The sequence below is a fragment of the Snodgrassella sp. M0351 genome, assembly GCF_016100575.1.
GTDB lineage: Bacteria > Pseudomonadota > Gammaproteobacteria > Burkholderiales > Neisseriaceae > Snodgrassella > Snodgrassella alvi.
Genome location: NZ_JACFSG010000001.1, coordinates 885127 through 906334 on the forward strand (window position 1 = coordinate 885127; position 21208 = coordinate 906334).

The following is a 21208-nucleotide window of genomic DNA, read 5'->3' on the forward strand; positions in this document are numbered from 1 at the left end:
TATATGCTGTTTTTTAATTTTGTAAAGCCTGCCGCCAGTTGTGTATATCTGTCTGGCGGTTTTGCTCAAAATTTTCCAGCATTTCCAGTTCAAAACTGGAAAAACCGGCTTGTTCCCGTGCTTCCAGATTAACATAGCCGCGAAAAATAAATAAATCATAACGACTGAGTAAGCGACGAAATAATGTCAGTGGCTCAAGTCCGCGCTGTTTACATAAATACTGATACCAGTAATTTCCCGCACGTACATGCCCTACTTCTTCACGATAGATAATATCCAGTACAGCACAAGTTTCATCATCCCCTTTTTGAGCAATTTTCTTACGCATTCCCGGTGTTACATCCAACCCTCGTGCTTCCAGTACTCTGGGTACTAAAGCCATACGCAGTAATGGATCAAATGCAGTTTTATAAGCCATATCCCATAAATGATTATGAGCTGAAAAATCACCATAATCATATCCAGTTGCTTGCAAACGCTGACGCATAAGCTGAAAGTGTTTTGCTTCTTCAGCAGCAATCCGTACCCAGTCACGAGTGAACTCTTCCGGTAACAATCTAAATCGGTAGGCTGCGTCTAAAGCCAGATTGATTGCATTAAATTCAATATGACAAACTGCATGCAACAAAGCTGCATAACCTTCTATAGTAGTTAATTTTCTGTTTGTAACTCTGGAGGGAGGCACTAACTCAGGTCTCTGCGGATGTCCGGCCAGACGAAAATCTTTTATTTCACCTATCTCATCCCTTCTCAGACTATTTGCAGGTGTATCTGAGCACAGTTGTTGTGCAGTTAAACTTAGCGTACATTTTTCCTCAGGCTGGCAACTTAACAAAGCAGATTCGAGTAATAAGAAAATAGACATATATAGAAGTTACGTTATGGCAAAATTATGATTGAGTATACATGTCCGGTCGCTGCTAAATAAACTGCGATTTAATATGATTTAACATTTTAATGGTTTTAATCAGCTATTATGAATTACAATATCAATTTATTAATATATAAAAGGATTAAAAATGTATTATTCACGCACAACAAAAGCTGTTCTTTTAACTTTGACTTTAGCAGTTTCAATTCCTGCACTAGCTGATCATAATTGGCAAACATGTAAAGAAAAACAGCAACAGATTGAAAAACAATTGCAATATGCACAGGCTAACCATAATCAAAAGCGAATTAACCGGCTGAATGCACAAAAAGCAGACATCATCCAAAATTGCTCAAATGATGATTTACGACAAAAATACACTCAGAAAATTAATAAATTAGACAGCAAAATCAGTGAAACACAGCGTAAACTGGCCAAGGCTCAGGCTAAAGGAGATACAGAAAAAACTGCTGAATTACAAAATAAATTAAACGAAAATACATCAAAGCTTCAACAGGCTAAACAGAATTTAGCCCGTTTTGAGCAGGCAGCTAAACATTAAATGCACCAATATTGCTGATGAAAGAGCTTTTCACTTAAGGCTTTTTCATTAGCAAATTTATTTTCTAAAAATTCTTAGAAATTTTATCTAAACTAATAAAAAATCCCTATACCATCATTGATTGATATATTGGCCAGATATTTTCAAATTCCTTATTTGTTAAGACTACTGCCATTATTCATTTATTTTGTAATTATTCAAACAGAGATTAATAGCTTAATTTAGTTTCATCTTTGTTCAGGAGCAGCTAAAATATTCTTTAGTAGTTCATCAAAGGAGTAATTAATGCGAATTTTGAGTAAAGCAATACTAACCGGCTTTATGACTGTCAATTTAACTCTGGCTTATGCCGGAGGTCTTGATACTCTGCAAAAATTCAATTCCGATACAGATGGTATTTCCGGTCAGTTTAGTCAGACTGTTCACAGTAAAAAGCGTACTCAAACTACTTCAGGAACATTTTCCATTCAGCGCCCGGGACTTTTCCGCTGGGAATATACACAGCCATATAAGCAAACTATTGTTGGTGATGGTAAAACTGTCTGGTTATATGATCAGGACTTAGCTCAGGTAACCAAGCGCTCTCAGAATCAGACCATTGGCGATTCTCCGGCAGCTATTCTTTCGAATAAATCAGCGTTGAATGCCAATTATACCTTGTCAGATGATGGCAGCAGTAATGGTATTGATTATGTTCGGGCCATTCCAAAACGAAGCGATACAGGCTATCAGAATATTCGTATTGGTTTTCGTGGTGACAATCTGGCCAATATGCAGCTGAAAGACAGTTTTGGTAATCTGACCAATATTACTTTCAGTCAGCTTAATACTCATCCGCAGTTTAATCGCAATCAGTTCAAATTTACACCGCCTAAAGGTGTAGATGTATTAAGCCAGTAAAATAGACTAATAGCATAACAGGCAGCCTGTACCTGCCTGTTTTATATTGCTCATTAACGGGATGTCAGCAACGATAAACGTATGAGCGTCCGTTATGAACTCCTCGACACCAGCGCGGGCGGAACATCATCCAGTCCATATCATCATCCCATCTGCGCTGCATTGCCCAGTTCTGTGCCTGCTGCAATTTAATTTTGTTAATATAATTATTCCATGCCAGCTTGTAACAACTCTGAAAAATAGGCAAATTAACTTTTTGCCGGTATTCTTCTGCTAATTTGGCATTGGCAGGATCAGATAAAAATGTCGGGTTTTGCATTTGTTCCCGCATTAATTCAGCAGTACGGGTATCACACTGTTCAGCCAGATCCAGCTGCAGTTTTTGCTGTGCTGCCTTTTCTGCTGCTGCACGCTCGGCCTGACGGGCAGCTTTTTGTTCAGGTGTAGCACAAGCAGCCAGCGCTAAGACAACTATGCCTAAATAGCAAATTTTCCGCCAATACATACAGATTCCTTTTATCCGATTACTTTCAGATTCTTATAATTATACACCAGGACATTATGGCATTTAATTGTTATAGCCTTGATGTTTATTTTATTGGTTTTCGTTGCCAGTATGGTTTATATACCTGTAATGGCTGCAAGCTCAAATTTCGTTCGGATAAAATTGACTGTATTCCTCCCATCCGGTCTGTACGTAAAAGACTAATATTTTCCTGTGCCAGCAACGCTTGCACCTGAATATGCGGATGACCGTAAGGATTTGCAAAGCCTGCACTGGCCACGGCATATTGAGGGGCAACTGTTTGGATAAAAGCAGCATCACTTGAATAGCGGCTGCCATGATGGCCTAAAACTAAAATCTGGCTAAACAATTTATCCCCGTAAGCTTTTAGCAAGGCCTGCTCGCCTTTTTTTCCTAAATCGCCAGTTATCAACACGGCTTTATCAGCACTGACTACTCTTAAAACACAGCTATAATCATTTTTTCCTTTTTTATTAGTTGCTACTGGCTGATTAAGAAATTCAAACCAGACATTGTCCCACTGCCAGTTAGCTCCGGCTGTACAAGAGTGGACAGGAAACTGATATGCGCTGATTTGTCCGGCGATGATTTTTTTAGGTTGCAGCTGCTTTTTAATCAGTACAGCACCGCCGTCATGATCAGCATCATTATGTGAGAGTACTAGCGTATCAAGTTGCCTGATACCGGCTGCGCGTAAATTAGGTAATAACACCGATTGCGCAGCATATGCTGTACCCGTATCAAATAATAATTCATGCCCGGCCGTACTAATGCTTACAGCCAGACCTTGCCCGACGTCCCATACTCTAACTAATGCTTCACCCTGAGCAGGACGTGGCGGCCGGTAACTGAGCATTAACAATAAAATTAGCAGACATAGCGGACGCAGATGCCAGCCCCGGGGCAGTAATAAAATTAAAACAGAAAGCATCGCCAGTAACCACAGAGCTAATGGCGCATGTGCTGGATAATATTCCGGCGCATATTCAGCTATTGTGTTCAGTATCTGCATCGTTTGTTCGGTAAGATATGCAGCAAAAGTACGCAAGAAATCTAACGGAACAATCATTGATAATAATGCTATTGGTACCAGAACCAGTGTGAACCAAGGAATGGCCAGAGCATTTACCAATGGCGATATGACAGGTACTGAACCAAAGCAGAAAGCTACCAGTACGACTGAAGCAAGCCCGGCAGCCCACTGTGCCTGCACTAACTGAAACAATTTAATTGTATGATTTACACCTTCTCCTGCCCACATCAGAACTGCAACTAACAAAAAAGAAAGCCAGAAACCAACACTAAGAACGGCCAGAGGATCAAACAGCAATACAAGTGCTATCGTCAGCCACCAAATTTGAAATGCTCGCAAATACCCCCGCCGCCACGTCAGTGCCAGAATGATAATCATCAGCATACTTCGCTGGGTCGGCACGGCAAATCCGGCCAGAGCACTGTATACAATCGCAGTAATTACTGCTGCACCACGTGTCAGTATCCATGGTTGTGAAACCCGAAAAGGGAGATATTGTAAGCATTTGCTGCACAGCCACGCGGCCAGCATGGCTAACATCCCTACATGTAAGCCAGAAATGCTGACCAGATGATTTAAACCCAAAGGACGGAATACCTGCCATGCTTCAGCCGGTAATGCAGACTGTTCACCGACTGTAAGCGCCTTTATTAATGCTACGCCCTGCGGATATATCTGAGATTGTGCTTCCCATCGGCCGCCGCACCAGACGCGCCAGCTTGTGAGCTTTTCCTTCCAGCCGGACACAGCCGGAAGTGCTTTGCGCTGACCTTTTACCACTGTAGCCTGAGCGCTGATATGATTAGCCAGTGCCCATGCTTCACGATTGAAACCAACCTTATTAGCTTCACCGATTATGGCACGCACTTTTGCTTTTATTTGCCATCGGCTGCCAACCGTCCATTGTTGTTTTGAATAATCAGTCAGTAGCCATTGCTGCTGCCGTCCATCTGGTAATTTAACCTGTGCCACAAAACGACTGCGTTGCTGTTCATATTGAGGGATATCGCTTACAGTAAGCGTAATATTTTGCACACTTGCTCTATCAGTAAGCGGCCATTGATTTTGTAATAAATTATCCGTGCGCCATAATGCAAATATTATTCCGGCGCATAAAGCACAACCAAACAAAAAAACCTGCCAGCGCGTAAAAACTGTGAAGACTAACAAAATAAAAAAAGCATATATCCACGGTAAAATCGCTGCTGAGGCCAGCAGATAAGAACTGCAAACACCCAATACCCACCACGGTAACCATCCACTGACCACGAGAGTTTTTGACATACAAGCTGCTGTTAATTTCAGATAAATATTTATTTGTAATTATCATAACCACATTATACTGAATTAAATTAAAAATGTTATTGTAATTTTTTGGCCGTAAAGCTTTTAATACTAGATTTATAGAAATCTGAGATGATAATAACAGGACAGATAATCATGCATAAAATTAAATCAGGCAGATGAAAAATTTAATACTCGATTAACGGGTTTTATTCAGTCCTATTAAAATTATTAAATCCGGATAAGATGAAATTCCAATATGTTATTTTGAAAATATACAGTTATTTTGCCAATCTGAATTTTCAGTATCTGTACTGTTGAATTAAATTTAATTAATCTCAGTAATGCCGCTGTGAAAACAAATAAATATGGGTATAATATAAAGTTTGATAATTTTAAGCCGGCTTTAATTAAAAGGACTTAATCACACTATGGCACAACAGCCTGCCGAGGGCGGAAAACTGAAAAAATCATTAAAGAAATACATGCTCACTGGCGTGCTGGTATGGTTACCTATTATTGTAACAATCTGGGTAATCAGTTATATCATTGGCATGGCAGATCAGCTTGTCAACATTCTGCCTGCTCACTGGCAGCCTCAGGCAATATTGGGATTCAAGATTCATGGTTTAGGCTTACTGTTTGCTATCATTGTTGTATTTTTCACTGGTTTACTGGCGGCAAATATGCTCGGACGCAGAATATTCGCTGCCTGGGATGCGTTGTGGGGGCGCATTCCTGTCGTAAAGAGTATTTATTCCGGAGTTAAAAAAGTTTCTGAATCTTTATTGTCAGATTCCCGGCAGTCGTTTAAAACACCAGTACTGGTACCCTTTCCTCAGCCAGATATCTGGACTATTGGATTCGTATCAGGTCACATACCGGATAAACTAGCATCCGCCTTACCGCACCATTCTGAAGAAGCTTCGTCAGATAATTATATTTCAGTATATGTGCCCACTACACCTAATCCGACAGGTGGTTACTATATTATGGTTAACAGTAAAGACGTCCGCGAAATTGATATGAGCGTGGATGATGCACTGAAATATGTTATTTCACTGGGTATGGTGCAGCCGGATGAACCACCGCACAACCAGTCATTACAGGCTATTTTCTCTTTACACAAACCAGCCAAACCGCATTAATGCATGATTGGCCGGAAATGATATTCCTAGATGACACAATTAACCTTAATCATAGTAAAAAGGCATCAAAATGCGAACCAACTATTGTGGCTTAATTAATGAGCAATATCTCGACCAGACTGTTACCGTAAAAGGCTGGGTACATCGCCGCCGCGATCACGGCGGTGTAATATTCATTGACCTGCGTGACCGGGAAGGTATCGTACAGGTAGTGATTGACCCGGATACACCTGAAACTTTTACTCTGGCCGACTCAGTCCGTAATGAATATGTACTGAGTATTACCGGTCGTGTACGTGCCCGTCCTAAAGGTACCAAAAACGATAAAATGATTTCCGGCGGTATTGAATTATTAGCCAAAGAAATTGAAATAATAAATACTGCTGCTACCCCACCGTTTTTAATTGATGACGAAAGCATCAGTGAAAATGTACGTCTGACTAACCGTGTAATCGATTTGCGCCGTCCGGTGATGCAAAATAATCTGCGACTGCGTTATCGTGTTGCAATGGCTGTTCGCCGCTATCTGGACAGTCAGGGATTTATAGATATCGAAACTCCGATGTTAACCCGCTCTACTCCGGAAGGTGCACGGGATTATCTGGTACCCAGCCGTGTATTTCCGGGTGAGTTCTTTGCTTTACCGCAATCTCCGCAGCTATTCAAACAGTTATTGATGGTGGCAGGATTCGACCGCTATTATCAGATTGTAAAATGTTTCCGTGATGAAGACCTGCGTGCTGACCGTCAGCCGGAATTTACTCAGATAGACCTTGAAACCTCGTTTTTGAATGAAAACGAAATCATGGATATCACTGAAAACATGGTTAGGTTGGTTTTTCAGGAAGTTCTGGCTGTAGACTTACCTACTTTCCCGCGCATGAGCTGGCAGGATGCTATGTTCATGTATGGCTCGGATAAACCAGATTTGTGCGTAAATCTGCAATTCACTGAATTAACTGACTTGATGAAAACGGAAGAATTTAAAGTATTTCGTGAAGCTGCCGATATGAAAAACGGTCGTGTTGTTGCCTTGCGTGTCCCTAATGGCGCTAACCTGAGCCGCAAGGAAATAGATACGTATACAGAATTTGTCGGTATCTATGGTGCAAAAGGTCTGGCGTTTATCAAAGTAATGGACATTAGCAAAGTAAATAATACAGAAGATAGTGGTTTGCAGTCACCGATTGTGAAATTCCTTTCTGATCGTGCTTTGCAGTCTATTATCGAGAAAACCGGTGCACAGAATGGCGATATTATTTTCTTTGGTGCCGATACAGCCAAAGTGGTTAACGAAGCTATTGGCGCGCTGCGCGTTAAAATCGGTCACGAACATGGTGCTGCCAACGGTTATTATACTAATGAATGGCGTCCATTATGGGTAGTTGATTTCCCGATGTTTGAATATGATGAAGAAGAACATCGCTGGTCTGCTATGCATCATCCTTTTACTGCACCTAAAGCCGGTCATGAGGATTTACTGGTATCTGCACCGGATCAGTGTATTGCCCGTGCTTATGATATGGTGCTAAATGGCTGGGAAATCGGTGGTGGCTCTATTCGTATTCATCGTGCAGATATTCAAGAGAAAGTATTTGCTGCACTGAAAATCACTCCGGAAGAACAACAGAATAAATTCGGTTTTCTGCTGAATAACCTGAAATTCGGTGCTCCTCCGCATGGAGGTCTCGCGTTTGGTCTGGACCGACTGGTAACCCTGATGGCTGGTGCTGATTCAATTCGTGATGTTATCGCATTCCCGAAAACTCAGCGTTCGCAGGATTTACTGGTAGATGCACCAAATCATGTTGACGAAAAACAATTGCGTGAGCTTGGCCTGCGTTTACGTCAAAAAGTTCAGACTGAAGAGAAAAATTAATTTATTCTTTTGATAAAAAACTGCCTGATAAAATTTATCAGGCAGTTTTTTTATCATTTAGGCAAAGTACTATTTATAAATTAAATTTAATCAGCGTCTCTTTAGCCAGACACCAGATTCAATATGCGGTGTGAAAGGAAACTGATCAAACATGGCGGCCTGTTTAACGCTATGAGTAGCTAATAATGTTTGCAGATTTTCGTGCAAAGTGACCGGATTACAGGATACATAAATAATGTTATCAAATTTCTGTAACAACTTAAGGGTGCCATGATCAATACCGGCTCTCGGAGGGTCCACAAAAACCGTACTGAACTGATAATCAGCCAGATTAATCTGCTCACTGGCCAATCGCCGGAAAGTTCGGATGCCTGTAAATGCTTCTGTAAATTCTTCTGCCGAAAGTCGGGCTAATGCAATATTATTGATATGATTATTATCAATATTCCAATGCGCTGCCTGTACAGAAGTTTTTGATACTTCTGTAGCCAAAACTTTGTGAAATTGGCGGGACAGGGGCAAAGTAAAATTACCATTGCCACAATAAAGCTCCAGTAGATCTCCGCCATTGATCGATTGAGCAACATCAACAGCCCAACCCAGCATTGACTGACAAATTTCTGCATTCGGCTGAGTAAAACCACCTTCAAACTGTTTATACTCAAAGATTTCATTATGAACTTTTAAGCGTTCAATAACATAATCGCGTTCCAGAACTACCTTCTGTCCACGGCTTCGCCCCAAGATCTGAATGTTCAGTTCAGTGGCCAGCGATTTCGCCGACTGAGCCCAGACATCATCCAGTTTTTTATGATAAATCAGAGTAACCAGCGTATCGCCAGCCAGTGTAGTTAAAAATTCAACTTGAAATAAGCGTGTTTTTAACTCTTCTCTGGCCTGTATTTTGCTCAGTAAAACAGGCATCAATGAGTTAATATTTTCATGAGCTATGGCAAAATCACGTATTTTACATACATTACCGGAACTGGCTTTTTCTCCCGGGGTAAACATAGCATAACTACAGCTGTCTCCTTCATGCCAGATACGAAATTCCGCACGCATCCGGTAATGAGAAGCCGGAGAAGTGAAAATCTGTATTGGCGGAAAAGCACAGTCTGCAAATAGTTGCTCCAGATAGTGCTGTTTATCAGATAATTGTTGCTGGTAAGTAATACCGGTCATATAGTTATCAGCCAAAGCAAAAAGGGCTTATTATATCAAACCCCGTTCTGTTCCCGTACATCGCGCAGAATTTGCCGGCCATAATCATCTGCAGCAATCATATCCGCAATTCTTTTTGCAGTATCTTCAGCACTTTGCAACTGATTTTTATCCTTTAAGCCAATAAAATTTTGTACCAGGGGAAATTTATCAGCATCGGCAGAACGGATATTTTGCTGCATATTGGTATCAACAACGCCGGGAGCAATACTGGCAATACGTACATGCGGATGTTGTTCAGCCGCTACTACTGCTGCATGCTGATCCAGTGCCGCCTTAGTGGCTCCATATACGCTCCAGCCTGCTACCGGATGCCGCCCGGCACCACTACTGATATGCGCAATGCGAATTTCAGCTTTCGACGTAGCGGCAATCACCGCATTAGTTAATAGTAATGGTGCAGTAATATTTACGGCTACCGCTTTAATAATTGCATCACAATCCTGCTGGCCTATTATTGAATTCGGCTCTACCATACCAGCGTTGTTTATCAGAATAATTTCATTTTTATTTTCAAGACCACTCTGCCAGCTGGCTGACCGGATTAATGTCGCCATAGCATCAGCATCAGAAAAATCAATTGAATATTCCAGTAATTTTTCCGGCGGATTATCCCAGCCGTACCTTGATAGACCGACAACTTTGACTTCTTTGGTCAGGTAATATTCTGTGAGGGCCCGTCCTAACCCCCGACTATGACCAGTAATAATTACACAACATTGCATATTAAATTCCCTTTTTCAAAAATTATCTGAGTTTCTAGCCAGATAGTAATCATACACTTTACTTATGCAGTAAAAAAATCAGATTTTAATTTGTTTAAATATAAACTTTATTTATGAAGAAATTGACTTTATTAAGTTAAGTATTATCATGCAATGTAAATTTTATGCCTGTTATTTAAAGGAAACTTTTATGTCGTTAAGCATTATTCGTCATGATTGGTCACTACCAGAGGTTATCAAATTATTTCAACTGCCATTTAATGATCTGATATTTAAAGCACAAACAATACACCGACAATTTTTTGATGCCAATAAAGTGCAAGTTTCAACTTTACTATCCATAAAAACCGGTGCTTGTCCGGAAGACTGTAAATATTGCCCGCAATCAGTCCATTACGATACTGGTCTAGAAAAAGAAAAATTACTTGAAGTTCAAAAAGTAATTGAAAAAGCCAAGGCTGCAAAAGCAATCGGTTCAACACGTTTCTGTATGGGTGCTGCCTGGAAGCATCCTACTGCCAGAGATATGCCGTATGTTCTGGAGATGGTAAAAGGTGTTAAAGCACTGGGTATGGAAACCTGTATGACTCTGGGCAAATTGTCACAGGATCAGGCTCATGCGTTATCTGAGGCCGGATTAGATTTCTATAATCATAATTTAGATACTTCACCTGAATTTTACGGAAACATCATTACCACCCGTACCTATGCGGAGCGTTTGCAAACATTGGCTTATGTCCGAGAAGCAGGCATTAAAATTTGCTCGGGCGGAATTCTTGGAATGGGTGAATCTCTAAAAGACAGAGCCAGTTTATTAATTCAACTGGCTAATTTAGATGAACATCCGGAAAGTGTTCCCATCAATAATCTGGTCAAGGTTAAAGGTACACCTTTAGCGAATGAACAGGATATTGAACCGTTTGATTTCATCAGAATGCTTGCTGTTGCCCGTATTATGATGCCCAAATCACATGTGCGATTATCCGCAGGACGTGAACAAATGAATGAGCAAATGCAGGCACTGGCTTTTTTAGCAGGAGCAAACTCTATATTTTATGGAGATAAATTGCTTACAACATCCAATCCTCAAGTTGAAAAAGATAATGCTTTATTTATTAAATTGGGTATCAGTCCAGAACAATGTGAGGATTATAGTGATGAGATACACCGGGCAGCTATTGTACAGGCAATTTCCGAGCAAACACACAATAGCATGTCTGGTAATATTAACGAAGCTTAGTAACTTAGTGTTGTTTAAGCTCATTTGAACAGTAGAGTGAATTGATAAATCTATACTGCAACATATAAAATTCCTTGAATCAACCTTTAGTGTGCATACAATCAAAAAGCAAGAGTTATTGTCAAAACTTGCATTTCTTGAAAACCTGAAGAGCGGTAGCCTAATCTGCCCTACTGGTGAGCGGAAATTGATGGTCACAATACTAAGGTTCTTTCAGGTGGTACAGCGAATGTATTAAGTATAGTGATTCAGATAGAACTGATTAAAACGTTTTTGCTTACATGCGTTTTATGTTACTAGGTGAAATTTTCACAGCCTGTGATATAGAACGGCAGATGCTAGCCTTGGACTTTATTATTCCTACAGGTTTTTATCAGATAATTATCGTAACGCATGAAGACACGACTTAAGCTATTGCTAATACCCTGATTACATTGTAAATATTAAACTAAGGTAATAAGCTTCGGTTTTTATTTCCTAATTAATACGATAAAATCAAATTTTTAATTAATTTTCCCAAGAACAAGTGAGAATGACTAACAAAAACAAAACTAAAGACAACACAATATTAGCTATGAGAGCTCAACGGACTCTTAAAGACTTAGGTGTAAATCTACTTATCCCGCAAGACTCTAAACAATGGAAGTCGTTTATCTGTAATCTTCGAATTAATCTTCTGGGTTTATCTGCTGAAGAATTCTGGGAGATTTTAGGATTATCCAGAAGTTCTGGTGTCAAATATGAAAGTTCAGATAGATCTTACAGCAGACAGCCTAATCGGAAACTTATGCTTCTTATAGCGGAATCCTTTAATCTGAGCTGGGAGCCACTCAACCAAGTATTTGATAATCCTATTGATTCAAAATCTTCCACAAAAATGTTAGAAATGCTGAAAAAAAATAATGTCAGCATGCAGGAACTTGAGATTCTTTTAAGATGTCTGAGTGATTTACGGAAATTACATTCTAAAATAGAAAATAAAAATTAACCTTTATTATGATTTTTGCATAAATAAGGATGGAGTAAGTCATAACCATGAGTTACACAAACTTGGATAAACTTGGGTTGTTTTAAAATCACTTTTTCTGTGTCAGTTTTAATTTTAGTATCCTTTGTTGGTTTCTGATTATTTAGTTCTTGGTGATTAGTTTCTGATTCTTCCGCATTATCAGAGGTTTCAGGTTGTTTTACTGTATTAGTCTCCTCTACGCCATCAATCTGTTCAACATATTCATTCAGACCTTACATTTTTTAGGTGATCTTGCCATTAAATTCTCCAGCAGGCTGCCAAAGCAGCCTGTTAAATTAGTTTAGAGTAGTTACTTTAAATGCCTCTTCATCATGCCGATATAAAACTTGTCTCTCGTCAAAGTACAGTGCTTTACCATTACGCATAACCATCTCTTCAACTGCGTCAAAATTAGCCTGAGAGTATTTAAGTCGTGCAATAGCATACCGTGAATCAATCCCTACTAAAGTTCCAGGCGGAACAACACCTTCATTAAGAATAAATATTTGAGGTTCAACAATATTCTTATTGATAGGTTTAGTTGCGTAAGCCATTTGTTCTAAACTTATATTAGGACAACCTTTACGCTCGATAATTCTGAAGTAATCATCTTCATTACACAGAACATAATCTACCTGATAGATTCCCCTATCATTCCATAACCACTTCATATAAGCTTTATGGGTTAACACACCATTACCAGCTTCGCTATCATATTTATTGATAGGAACAACAGGTAATGGTTTGATATCCATATCTCTATTACCATTAATCAAAGAATTTAGCTGTTGGCGCACTAAATTAGAAGCTAGTGACTTACGAAGACTTCTTAGGTGAATTGTTATAGCATTAATGGAGCATGCTTTTAAAGCCTCATCTGAGGCTTTTAAGCCATAAGAAAAAGTTGGAATTGTGTGTGATTTCCGAGAAATCGTTAATCGCCCTACATAAGAGATTGCTGACTGACCAATAGCAGAAGCTTGTCGTTTATCTGCATTTGACAAATCAAAAATTGGCATTGCAAAAGTGTCACTTGAATTAAATTTGTCTATTGCAATCAACTTTTCAAACATACTAAGCGTATCAGTATAATCTTCGGTCTTATTTTCTTCTACTATTGACAGAATTGCAGCAGGTGCTAAAATGGTGATCGCTTTTTTTGCATCCTGAGTTACTGCTGCTCGAAATGTTCCGTCCAAAATATTTCCAAGCTTCATAGCTCGAAAACCTTTCCCCTTTACATCAATAGGGGCATTTAAGGATGCCATAACTTGTGAAAAAACGCTGCCATTAGCATAATTTTTATCAGCTTTCTGACCATACTCTTGCTGTAAATATGCAGGGACAGAAAGATTACTGTCTGCTGCTGATTTATAAATATCTATTGAAATAGGTATTTGAGAAGGTCTACCACCTGATTCAATAAATGATGCATTATATGTTATTCGAGACATAAGCTCCTTTCGTTATTAAATTGCTTCAATTAAATGCACATTTGGGTTACGAGTATCTAAAGTGATAACTCTCCATTTAAAGTTAACAGTGCCCCCTTTCTTCGCTACGGTCGTTTATACAGATTTAACAGGTGATTAAGATTTTCATTGGTTTTACTAGGCGGAATTTGAGCCCCACATATAACATTATCCCCAAACTCAAATTCTACCCTGTCATAAACATACGAACTAATGAGGTATGGTGAACTCAAACTCCATACGACAAGCTGTCTAAAGTGCCGGATGCTATAGAATTAACTAAACCTTCAATTTCATCACCCTCTTCACACAGCACAATTGTGTTAGAACTCGTACGCTTAATTGCTTTGTTTCATTCATTAGTTTGATTCAAACCCTAACTTCATGTACCTTGTAAAGTTTTGCTCTGAACACCTTTTAATGAATTTCAAATATGGCTGAATAATAGCATCATTTTATCCATTTGTACAATTTTTTTGTACAAATTTGAACTTATAGCTGAAACTTAAGGTGGGTACTTTAGCGTTAATTTTAGAGTATTTTAGTATTTTTATGATTTATAATGATTGATACCTTTACTTATGAGCACGCCGTTAACAACGCCTCCGCTGGCACCTAAAACCATAGCAATTCTTAAACAACTTAATATACATTGCTTAGAAGATTTACATCTTCGCGGAGCGATAACGGCGTTTTTACAATTTAAAAGTATGAGTACAGGCTGTACAGACAGTCTTTTATGGCAATTTATTGCTCTAGTAGAAGATCGCTCAGTTCAGTCGTTTACATCTGAAGAAAAAGATTACTGGCGCAAGCAGCTTAAACTGCATCCGCCAGTAGCTGTCTTTCCGTCTGAAAAAGTTATGCAGCAATGGATGTATCAGGCTCTGGATGCAGCGCATCAGGCTTCTATACTGAATGAAGTGCCAGTTGGTGCTGTTGTTGTCTGTGAAAACACTCTGGTTGGTTATGGCTACAATCGCTGTATCGCTGATTGTAATATTAGCCATCATGCAGAAATTCAGGCATTAACGGCAGCCAGTAAGGCATTGAGAAATTACCGTCTGGAAAATTGTGATGTTTATATTACTCTGGAACCGTGCGCTATGTGTGCAAGTGCATTAATACAAGCACGAATCAGAAGGGTAATTTATGGAGCTTGTGAAACAAAAACCGGGGCAGCCGGCAGTGTGATTAATTTATTTACTAATCAGCAGTTAAATAAACACACTGCAATCATTGGTGGCGTTCTGGCTAATGAATCCACTCAATTATTACAGAATTTTTTCCGGCGCAAGCGCAGCCCGGTATAAACCAATGCTGCTGCAATCATAAATTACAGTAAATCGTAGCCAAATTTACCAATCATAATACACAGAAGAATAATAAAACCTTTACGCAATAATTTGCTGCCGCCACGCATTGCTAATCGGGCACCAATGATTCCTCCGCTCAGATTGGCAATAGCCAGTGGAATTGCCCAATGCCATACGACATACTGATGTGGAATAAAAAATATCAGTGCGGCAAAATTTGTTGTGAGATTAATAACTTTAGAAGATGCTGTTGCAGTAATAAAGTCGAAGGCAAAAAAGCGAACAAATATAAAAGCCAGTAAGCTGCCTGTACCGGGACCAAATATACCGTCATATAAACCGATTAAGGCACCCATTAACAGTCCGATAATATACTCACGTCGGGTTAGCCGGCTTTGGCGCTGAACCTGACCCAGATCCTTTTTCAAAAAGGTATAAATCGCCATAATGATTAAAATAACCAGAATGGACGGTTTCATCCACGCTGTGGGCAGATATTCCACAACATGAGCACCCATGTATGAAAAAGCAAATGCAAGTACGGCGGCAGGTAACAGCATTGCCCATGGAACCGGTATACGTCGGGTATATTGTACAGCTGCTACTAAAGTACCACAGGCAGAAGCAAATTTATTTACCCCTAGAACAACCGGTGTGATGGTTTTCTGTGGTAATGCGCCAAACAGCCCGGGGATCTGTAATAAGCCGCCACCACCGACAGCTGCATCCATTAAACCGGCACTGAATCCGATAATTAATAACCACCAAATATGAGAGTCACTGAGCCATTCCACGATATATCCTACTAGCGCATGGCACGTGTGGTAATACGCTTAATTAACTCTTGCTGATTACGGGGTAATCCGTCTTCGCAGAAAGTCTGATACAGCACCGAACGCACTTTATCCAGTTGATTCAGGCTGGTACCGATTACTTTCCATTGACTATTGCGCGGCTGTATCCAGCGTTTATTTACATCGTCACCATATCCGAACACCTTCATGCGCCGTGTCGGGCAGTGAATAGCTTCAGCAGTAAGGTTATTAATTCCCTGATCTGATTGCTGGTTCAGAATATAATGGATAGTACGGTCTGTATTGATTTGAATACTGTTCAGCATTAATTTTGGCTGGCCCTGATATGTCTGGCTGATATAAATATCTGCCCATTGCTCATTACCGGCAGGATACGCTGGCATAGGTACAGCCTGCTCTTCCCAAGGCTGATTTTCATCCGGTCCAATATAATGCTCGTTATATAAAGTTTCCCTGCGTGCCAGTGCACAAGCACAAACACCAAGAAGTAATACAGTCAATACGGTTTTGGTAACTTTCATACCATGCTCCGAAACCGGATATACAATCCGGCTTTATTCTGAAATACTGTTTATCATTTGTCATGCAACAAAAAGCTGTCTGTAATCTTATGAGAACAGACAGCCGGATTCTGCCATTAAAGTTTTAAGGCGGCCAGAACCTGAGTTTTTACTGCTTCTACCGGTTGGGTTCCATCTACACGGATATAATCCGGTGCGTTAGCATCATTCTGTTTACCATAGAAATCAATCAGTACTTCTGTTTGCTCGTGATAAACCTGTAAACGTTTTTTGATGGTTTCTTCCTGATCATCATCACGCTGAATCAGTGGTTCACCAGTTTCATCATCAATATTGTTGACTCTTGGCGGATTGTAAACCAGATGATAAGTTCTGCCTGAAGCAAGATGGACACGGCGACCGGACAGACGTTCAATAATGACATCATCGGGTACGGCAATCTCTACCACCGCATCCAGATGCACACCCGCTTTTTCCATTGCTTCAGCCTGAGCCAGTGTACGCGGGAAACCATCAAATAAGAAACCATTAGCACAATCCGGCTGGGCAATACGCTCTTTTACCAGACCTATAATAATATCGTCACGAACCAGCCCGCCCGCATCCATAATTTTTTTGGCTTCAATGCCCAAAGGTGTGCCGGCTTTTACTGCTGCACGCAGCATGTCTCCGGTAGAAATCTGCGGTATGTTAAACGCAGCAGTAATAAACTGTGCCTGTGTGCCTTTTCCGGCACCCGGTGCACCTAATAATAAAACTTTCATTTCAACTCCTGAATATATCTGTGATTTGATTTAATATTATTACTAATATTTATTTTTTTACTTCTGTCCAGTTCGTGCGTACACGCTCCAGATCGGCAGCTGTATCCACACCCGCAGCCGGAGCATGCGGTGTAATTTGTACCGCAATATTGTAACCATGCCACAGTACGCGCAGCTGCTCAAGTGATTCAGCCTGTTCTAATGGTGATGGAGTCAAATCTGCATATTGGTGCAAAAACTGTACCCGATAACCATAAATGCCAATATGACGATATACCGGAATATCTGCCGGCATGACTTCAGCGCCGCTGCGCATTAATTCACGCGGCCATGGAATAGCCGCACGGCTAAAGTACAAGGCATTATTTTTGTTGTTTAACACAACTTTAACACAATTGGCATCTATAAAATCTGTGTAATCAGTTAATAGATGTGCTGCTGTGGCCATTGGTGTTGAACTTTGTTGTAATTGTTCAGCTACAGCATTAATCAGCTCAGGTTCAATCAAAGGTTCATCACCCTGAACATTTAAAACACAGTCTTCTCCAGCGAGATTCAGAATGCCGGCTGCTTCAGCCAGACGAGTTGTACCACTCTCATGCTCCGGAGCTGTTAAAACGGCTTCAATTCCGTGTACCTGACACGCAGTCTGAATATCAGCATGATCTGTTGCCACAACTACTCTTCCGGCTTTGCTGGCAAGTGCACGCTCAGCTACCCTTACTACCATCGGTTTACCATGTATATCGGCTAAAGCCTTATTGGGTAAACGACTGGAGGATAGTCGTGCCGGAATCAGAACAACAAAGTTACTCATGTGTCGCCGTACATTCTTCATCAGTTAAATTACGAGCTTCATTTACCAGCATATAGGGAATACCATCTTTTACCGGATAAGCCAGCCGTGATGCTTTACACCACAGTTCCTGCTGCTGTGCATGCCATTGCAGTTTTCCTTTACACTCGGGGCATACCAGTATATCCAGATATTTTTGATTCATTTTTAATCCTTAGTTTCGCAAAAGTGGCAAGCGAAGTTTATGGTTGTTGATTTAGCAGGTTTCCTGAATGCAGTAATACCAGTTAATAATTTATAAATATCGTCTTTGAATGACTTTACCATATATTAAAATGGCAATATAGAGGCTGCTTAATACAGAACCTGAAATCGTAGTCAGTTTATATTGTCTACCAACGATATACTGACAATTTATTGAAATTTTACCAGCAGCCGGAGTCCATGGCATCTTTTTCATTGCAGAAATGTATTTATTTTATTTAGAACGGTGTAAGTCTAATTTTAACTGAATCAATTCAGCTAAATCCGGGCAGATTTGTGCTGAAAGTGGTAAGACCCAAATATTATATTGCAAAGGTTTTTTCAATTTGACCGCATCTTTTTCTGTAATAAATATTATTTCTGCATCAGGCCAGTCTTCGGATTGAATGGTTGTGTGATCATTCAGCGCAATGGTTTCTTTCAGATGAATACCCAGTATCTGTAATGCCTGAAAAAAACGTTGCGGTTGTCCGATGGCTGCAATTGCCGCGCATTTTTTTTCTGAAAAATCATGGGCTTTTGCAGTCTGTTGCGGCTGATTTAAACAATAGAAATCGCCATAGTTCAATTGACTGAAACCACACCATTGTGTTTTTATTAAATTCAGTTGCTGTGCCTGCTGAACAGAATTCGCATCACCCTGACTGAATACTACCGCATCTGCTCCCTGTAAGCGCTCAACGGGTTCGCGCAATGGGCCATTAGGCAATATATCCAGTTTTTTTCCGATATCTGCGGCCGGAAATACTATAACTTCCATATCCCGGCAAAGTGCATAATGTTGTAAACCATCATCACTTAATAAAAGCTGCAAATCCGGATATGCATTTAACAATGCTCTGCCGGCAGCTTCACGAGTAGAAGCAACTGCAACCGGTGCCTGAGTTTGCTGAAACAGCATTAATGGTTCATCTCCGGCTTCTGCCGCGGTAGATTGGGCATTCAGAATAACCGTTTCTTTACTTAAACGCCCATAGCCGCGGCTGATGATGCCTACTCTTATCTGCCGCTGCTGTAAGGTCTGTACCAGCGCAGCGACTAAAGGTGTTTTACCAACACCGCCAACATGAATGTTACCGATTACCACTACCGGACAAGGCAGTTTTTTAGTCGGCAAAATGCCCGATTTGTACAGCCAGCGCCGTAACAAAGCAATACTTTGAAATAATCGTGCAAGCGGCCACAGTAACAATACCAGCGCTATACGCGGATGCTGCCAGTGCTTTTGTATTAAACCGGCTAACCAGCCCATAACTCTGCCTATTAATTACAAAGCTGCACTATACCACGCTGTATATGCAGAACTGAACTATGATAAAAAAACGCCGTATAATATCTACAGAATAAAACCGCTCTGAATATGGTATCCATTATGTCTGATTTCTTTGCTCCGGCTGCTTTAAGTGTATCTGAACTCAATGCTTATGCCCGTCAATTGCTTGAAGACAATCTGATTGATTTATGGGTTGGCGGTGAAGTTTCTAATCTTACCCGTGCAGCCAGCGGTCACTTCTATTTTTCTTTAAAAGATGCCCGTGCACAAGTCAGATGTGTACTGTTTAAAGGTGTGGCACAGCAGCTAAGCCAGCCCTTACAGGAAGGTGATCATATAGAAGTAGCCGGAAAAATCAGTATTTACGAAGCACGGGGTGAATTTCAGATTACCATTAATGCAGTGCGCCACAAAGGGTTGGGACAATTATATGAAGCTTATGAGCGGCTGAAACAGCAGTTAACTGCCGAAGGTTTATTTTCAAAGGAACGCAAACGTCCGCTACCTGTTCATCCTAAAGTGGTCGGTGTAGTGACCAGTCTGGCCGCAGCAGCTTTACGCGATGTTGTGACAACCCTGCGCCGGCGCCATAGCGGTATCCGTGTGATTGTTTACCCGACAGCCGTACAGGGTGCAGGGAGTGAACGTCAGATTGCTGCTGCTATTACCAGTGCCAATCAGCAGGCACTGGCTGATGTACTGATAATTTGCCGTGGAGGCGGCAGCATTGAGGATTTGTGGTCTTATAATGAAGAAATCGTCGTACGAACGGTAGCCGACAGTGCAATTCCCACTGTGAGCGGTGTTGGTCATGAAACTGACTTTACCCTGACCGATTTTGCCGCAGATGTTCGCGCCCCGACACCGACAGCAGCTGCCGAACTGGTTAGCCCTGATATGGCGCAATTAAGACATAGTGTTACTCAATGGCAAAAGCGTATACACCAATTACTGGAACAACGTTATTATGATGCTTCACAAAAACTAGACTGGCTTGCTCGTCAGTTAAAGCACCCGCAGCAAAACTGGCAGCAACAGCAGCAGCAACTAAGGGATTTAGCACGTCTGTTACAAATTGGCATGCAGCGTCAGATCAGGCAGCATCGGCAAAATCTGATACAGCAACAACGGAGTCTGGAAAATACACGACCGCAAACTATTCATGCACTACAGGCACTTGAATATCGGAAACAACAATTACATCAGATCTGGCAAAATATTTTTATGCGCGCGCAACAACGGCTGCAACAGCAGACATCTGTGTTACAGGCAGTCTCTCCTCTACAGATTCTCGCCAGAGGTTATAGCGTTGTCACTAATCAGCGCGGGCAGGTAATACGTGATGCAAACAAATTAAAAACCGGCCAGTATCTTAATATTCGCTTTGCTTGCGGTGAACGTAGCGTACAGGTTGCTCCGCCGAAAATTCAGTCTGATTTATTTGATAATTAAGATATACATTTTCAAATGTATTTCTATTCTATTGCGTAAATTGTTATCACTAAGAATTCGGTGATTAATTGTTTGTTGATTTAAATTCAGATTTTTAATTTAAAAATAAATTATTCTTTGAAATGTTATGTTAAATA

At 40.6% G+C, this 21208-nt stretch carries 20 protein-coding genes; 8 read left to right on the plus strand and 12 right to left on the minus strand.

Annotated elements, in window-relative coordinates:
* Positions 1-13 precede the first annotated feature (13 nt).
* Entirely contained in the window at positions 14-865 is an 852-nt protein-coding gene (locus H3V01_RS03990) for a ferritin-like domain-containing protein (protein ID WP_198186053.1), read from the minus strand.
* 154 nt (positions 866-1019) lie between these two features.
* On the opposite strand from H3V01_RS03990, the gene H3V01_RS03995 reads away from it, so the two are divergent.
* Both H3V01_RS03995 and lolA read left to right on the plus strand, forming a co-directional pair.
* Positions 1020-1433 carry a DUF1090 domain-containing protein gene (locus H3V01_RS03995; protein WP_198186054.1) on the plus strand — a complete coding sequence of 138 codons (414 nt, stop codon included), beginning with the start codon at positions 1020-1022 and terminating at the stop codon, positions 1431-1433.
* 285 nt (positions 1434-1718) lie between these two features.
* A complete protein-coding gene (gene lolA / locus H3V01_RS04000; RefSeq protein ID WP_198186055.1) occupies positions 1719-2333 on the plus strand; it encodes an outer membrane lipoprotein chaperone LolA in 615 nt (204 codons plus the stop codon).
* A gap of 64 nt (positions 2334-2397) precedes the next feature.
* Here the strand turns inward: lolA and H3V01_RS04005 are convergent, their stop codons facing one another.
* On the minus strand, positions 2398-2838 hold the full coding sequence (locus tag H3V01_RS04005) for a hypothetical protein (protein ID WP_179300431.1): 441 nt from the start codon (positions 2836-2838) through the stop codon (positions 2398-2400).
* An 85-nt stretch (positions 2839-2923) separates the two neighbouring features.
* On the minus strand, positions 2924-5176 hold the full coding sequence (locus H3V01_RS04010) for a DNA internalization-related competence protein ComEC/Rec2 (RefSeq protein ID WP_198186056.1): 2253 nt from the start codon (positions 5174-5176) through the stop codon (positions 2924-2926).
* Positions 5177-5607: 431 nt separating this feature from the next.
* On the opposite strand from H3V01_RS04010, the gene H3V01_RS04015 reads away from it, so the two are divergent.
* Together H3V01_RS04015 and aspS are read left to right on the plus strand one after the other, a co-directional pair.
* Positions 5608-6324 carry a DUF502 domain-containing protein gene (locus H3V01_RS04015; protein ID WP_025330720.1) on the plus strand — a complete coding sequence of 239 codons (717 nt, stop codon included), beginning with the start codon at positions 5608-5610 and terminating at the stop codon, positions 6322-6324.
* A gap of 70 nt (positions 6325-6394) precedes the next feature.
* On the plus strand, positions 6395-8203 hold the full coding sequence (aspS, locus tag H3V01_RS04020; RefSeq protein WP_100125547.1) for an aspartate--tRNA ligase: 1809 nt from the start codon (positions 6395-6397) through the stop codon (positions 8201-8203).
* A gap of 90 nt (positions 8204-8293) precedes the next feature.
* Here the strand turns inward: aspS and trmA are convergent, their stop codons facing one another.
* Together trmA and H3V01_RS04030 are read right to left on the minus strand one after the other, a co-directional pair.
* Positions 8294-9385 carry a tRNA (uridine(54)-C5)-methyltransferase TrmA gene (gene trmA, locus H3V01_RS04025; RefSeq protein WP_084554167.1) on the minus strand — a complete coding sequence of 364 codons (1092 nt, stop codon included), beginning with the start codon at positions 9383-9385 and terminating at the stop codon, positions 8294-8296.
* A 35-nt stretch (positions 9386-9420) separates the two neighbouring features.
* Positions 9421-10149 carry an SDR family NAD(P)-dependent oxidoreductase gene (locus H3V01_RS04030; RefSeq protein WP_100125546.1) on the minus strand — a complete coding sequence of 243 codons (729 nt, stop codon included), beginning with the start codon at positions 10147-10149 and terminating at the stop codon, positions 9421-9423.
* Positions 10150-10339: 190 nt separating this feature from the next.
* Here H3V01_RS04030 and bioB point away from each other — a divergent pair, with 190 nt between their 5' ends.
* Both bioB and H3V01_RS04040 read left to right on the plus strand, forming a co-directional pair.
* Entirely contained in the window at positions 10340-11389 is a 1050-nt protein-coding gene (gene bioB, locus H3V01_RS04035; RefSeq protein WP_084554163.1) for a biotin synthase BioB, read from the plus strand.
* Positions 11390-11921: 532 nt separating this feature from the next.
* A complete protein-coding gene (locus H3V01_RS04040) occupies positions 11922-12377 on the plus strand; it encodes a hypothetical protein (protein ID WP_100125545.1) in 456 nt (151 codons plus the stop codon).
* Positions 12378-12694: 317 nt separating this feature from the next.
* On the opposite strand, the gene H3V01_RS04045 is transcribed toward H3V01_RS04040, so the two are convergent.
* A complete protein-coding gene (locus H3V01_RS04045) occupies positions 12695-13852 on the minus strand; it encodes a hypothetical protein (protein ID WP_100125544.1) in 1158 nt (385 codons plus the stop codon).
* Positions 13853-14451: 599 nt separating this feature from the next.
* Here H3V01_RS04045 and tadA point away from each other — a divergent pair.
* Complete coding sequence (gene tadA, locus H3V01_RS04050; RefSeq protein ID WP_100125543.1) at positions 14452-15183, plus strand: tRNA adenosine(34) deaminase TadA; 732 nt, start codon at positions 14452-14454, stop codon at positions 15181-15183.
* 23 nt (positions 15184-15206) lie between these two features.
* Here tadA and H3V01_RS04055 read toward each other — a convergent pair whose 3' ends face one another.
* The 6 genes from H3V01_RS04055 to lpxK all read right to left on the minus strand — a co-directional run bounded on the left by H3V01_RS04055 (position 15207) and on the right by lpxK (position 19598).
* The gene (locus H3V01_RS04055; RefSeq protein ID WP_037476347.1) at positions 15207-15983 is read right to left on the minus strand and encodes a sulfite exporter TauE/SafE family protein; all 777 of its coding nucleotides are present in this window, start codon (positions 15981-15983) and stop codon (positions 15207-15209) included.
* Positions 15984-15991: 8 nt separating this feature from the next.
* Positions 15992-16522: a CNP1-like family protein gene (locus H3V01_RS04060; RefSeq protein WP_078475609.1), complete on the minus strand. Its 531-nt coding sequence runs from the start codon at positions 16520-16522 to the stop codon at positions 15992-15994.
* Between the two features lie 116 nt (positions 16523-16638).
* Positions 16639-17286 (minus strand): adenylate kinase, encoded by a 648-nt coding sequence (gene adk / locus H3V01_RS04065; RefSeq protein WP_037394928.1) that lies wholly within the window; start codon positions 17284-17286, stop codon positions 16639-16641.
* Positions 17287-17335: 49 nt separating this feature from the next.
* The gene (kdsB, locus tag H3V01_RS04070; protein WP_198186057.1) at positions 17336-18103 is read right to left on the minus strand and encodes a 3-deoxy-manno-octulosonate cytidylyltransferase; all 768 of its coding nucleotides are present in this window, start codon (positions 18101-18103) and stop codon (positions 17336-17338) included.
* Positions 18096-18287 carry a Trm112 family protein gene (locus H3V01_RS04075; RefSeq protein WP_025330730.1) on the minus strand — a complete coding sequence of 64 codons (192 nt, stop codon included), beginning with the start codon at positions 18285-18287 and terminating at the stop codon, positions 18096-18098. Before H3V01_RS04075 ends, kdsB begins: the two co-directional genes overlap by 8 nt.
* A gap of 273 nt (positions 18288-18560) precedes the next feature.
* Entirely contained in the window at positions 18561-19598 is a 1038-nt protein-coding gene (gene lpxK / locus H3V01_RS04080) for a tetraacyldisaccharide 4'-kinase (protein WP_084554153.1), read from the minus strand.
* A 120-nt stretch (positions 19599-19718) separates the two neighbouring features.
* Here lpxK and xseA point away from each other — a divergent pair, with 120 nt between their 5' ends.
* Positions 19719-21071 carry an exodeoxyribonuclease VII large subunit gene (gene xseA / locus H3V01_RS04085; RefSeq protein WP_084554151.1) on the plus strand — a complete coding sequence of 451 codons (1353 nt, stop codon included), beginning with the start codon at positions 19719-19721 and terminating at the stop codon, positions 21069-21071.
* Positions 21072-21208: the final 137 nt, after the last annotated feature.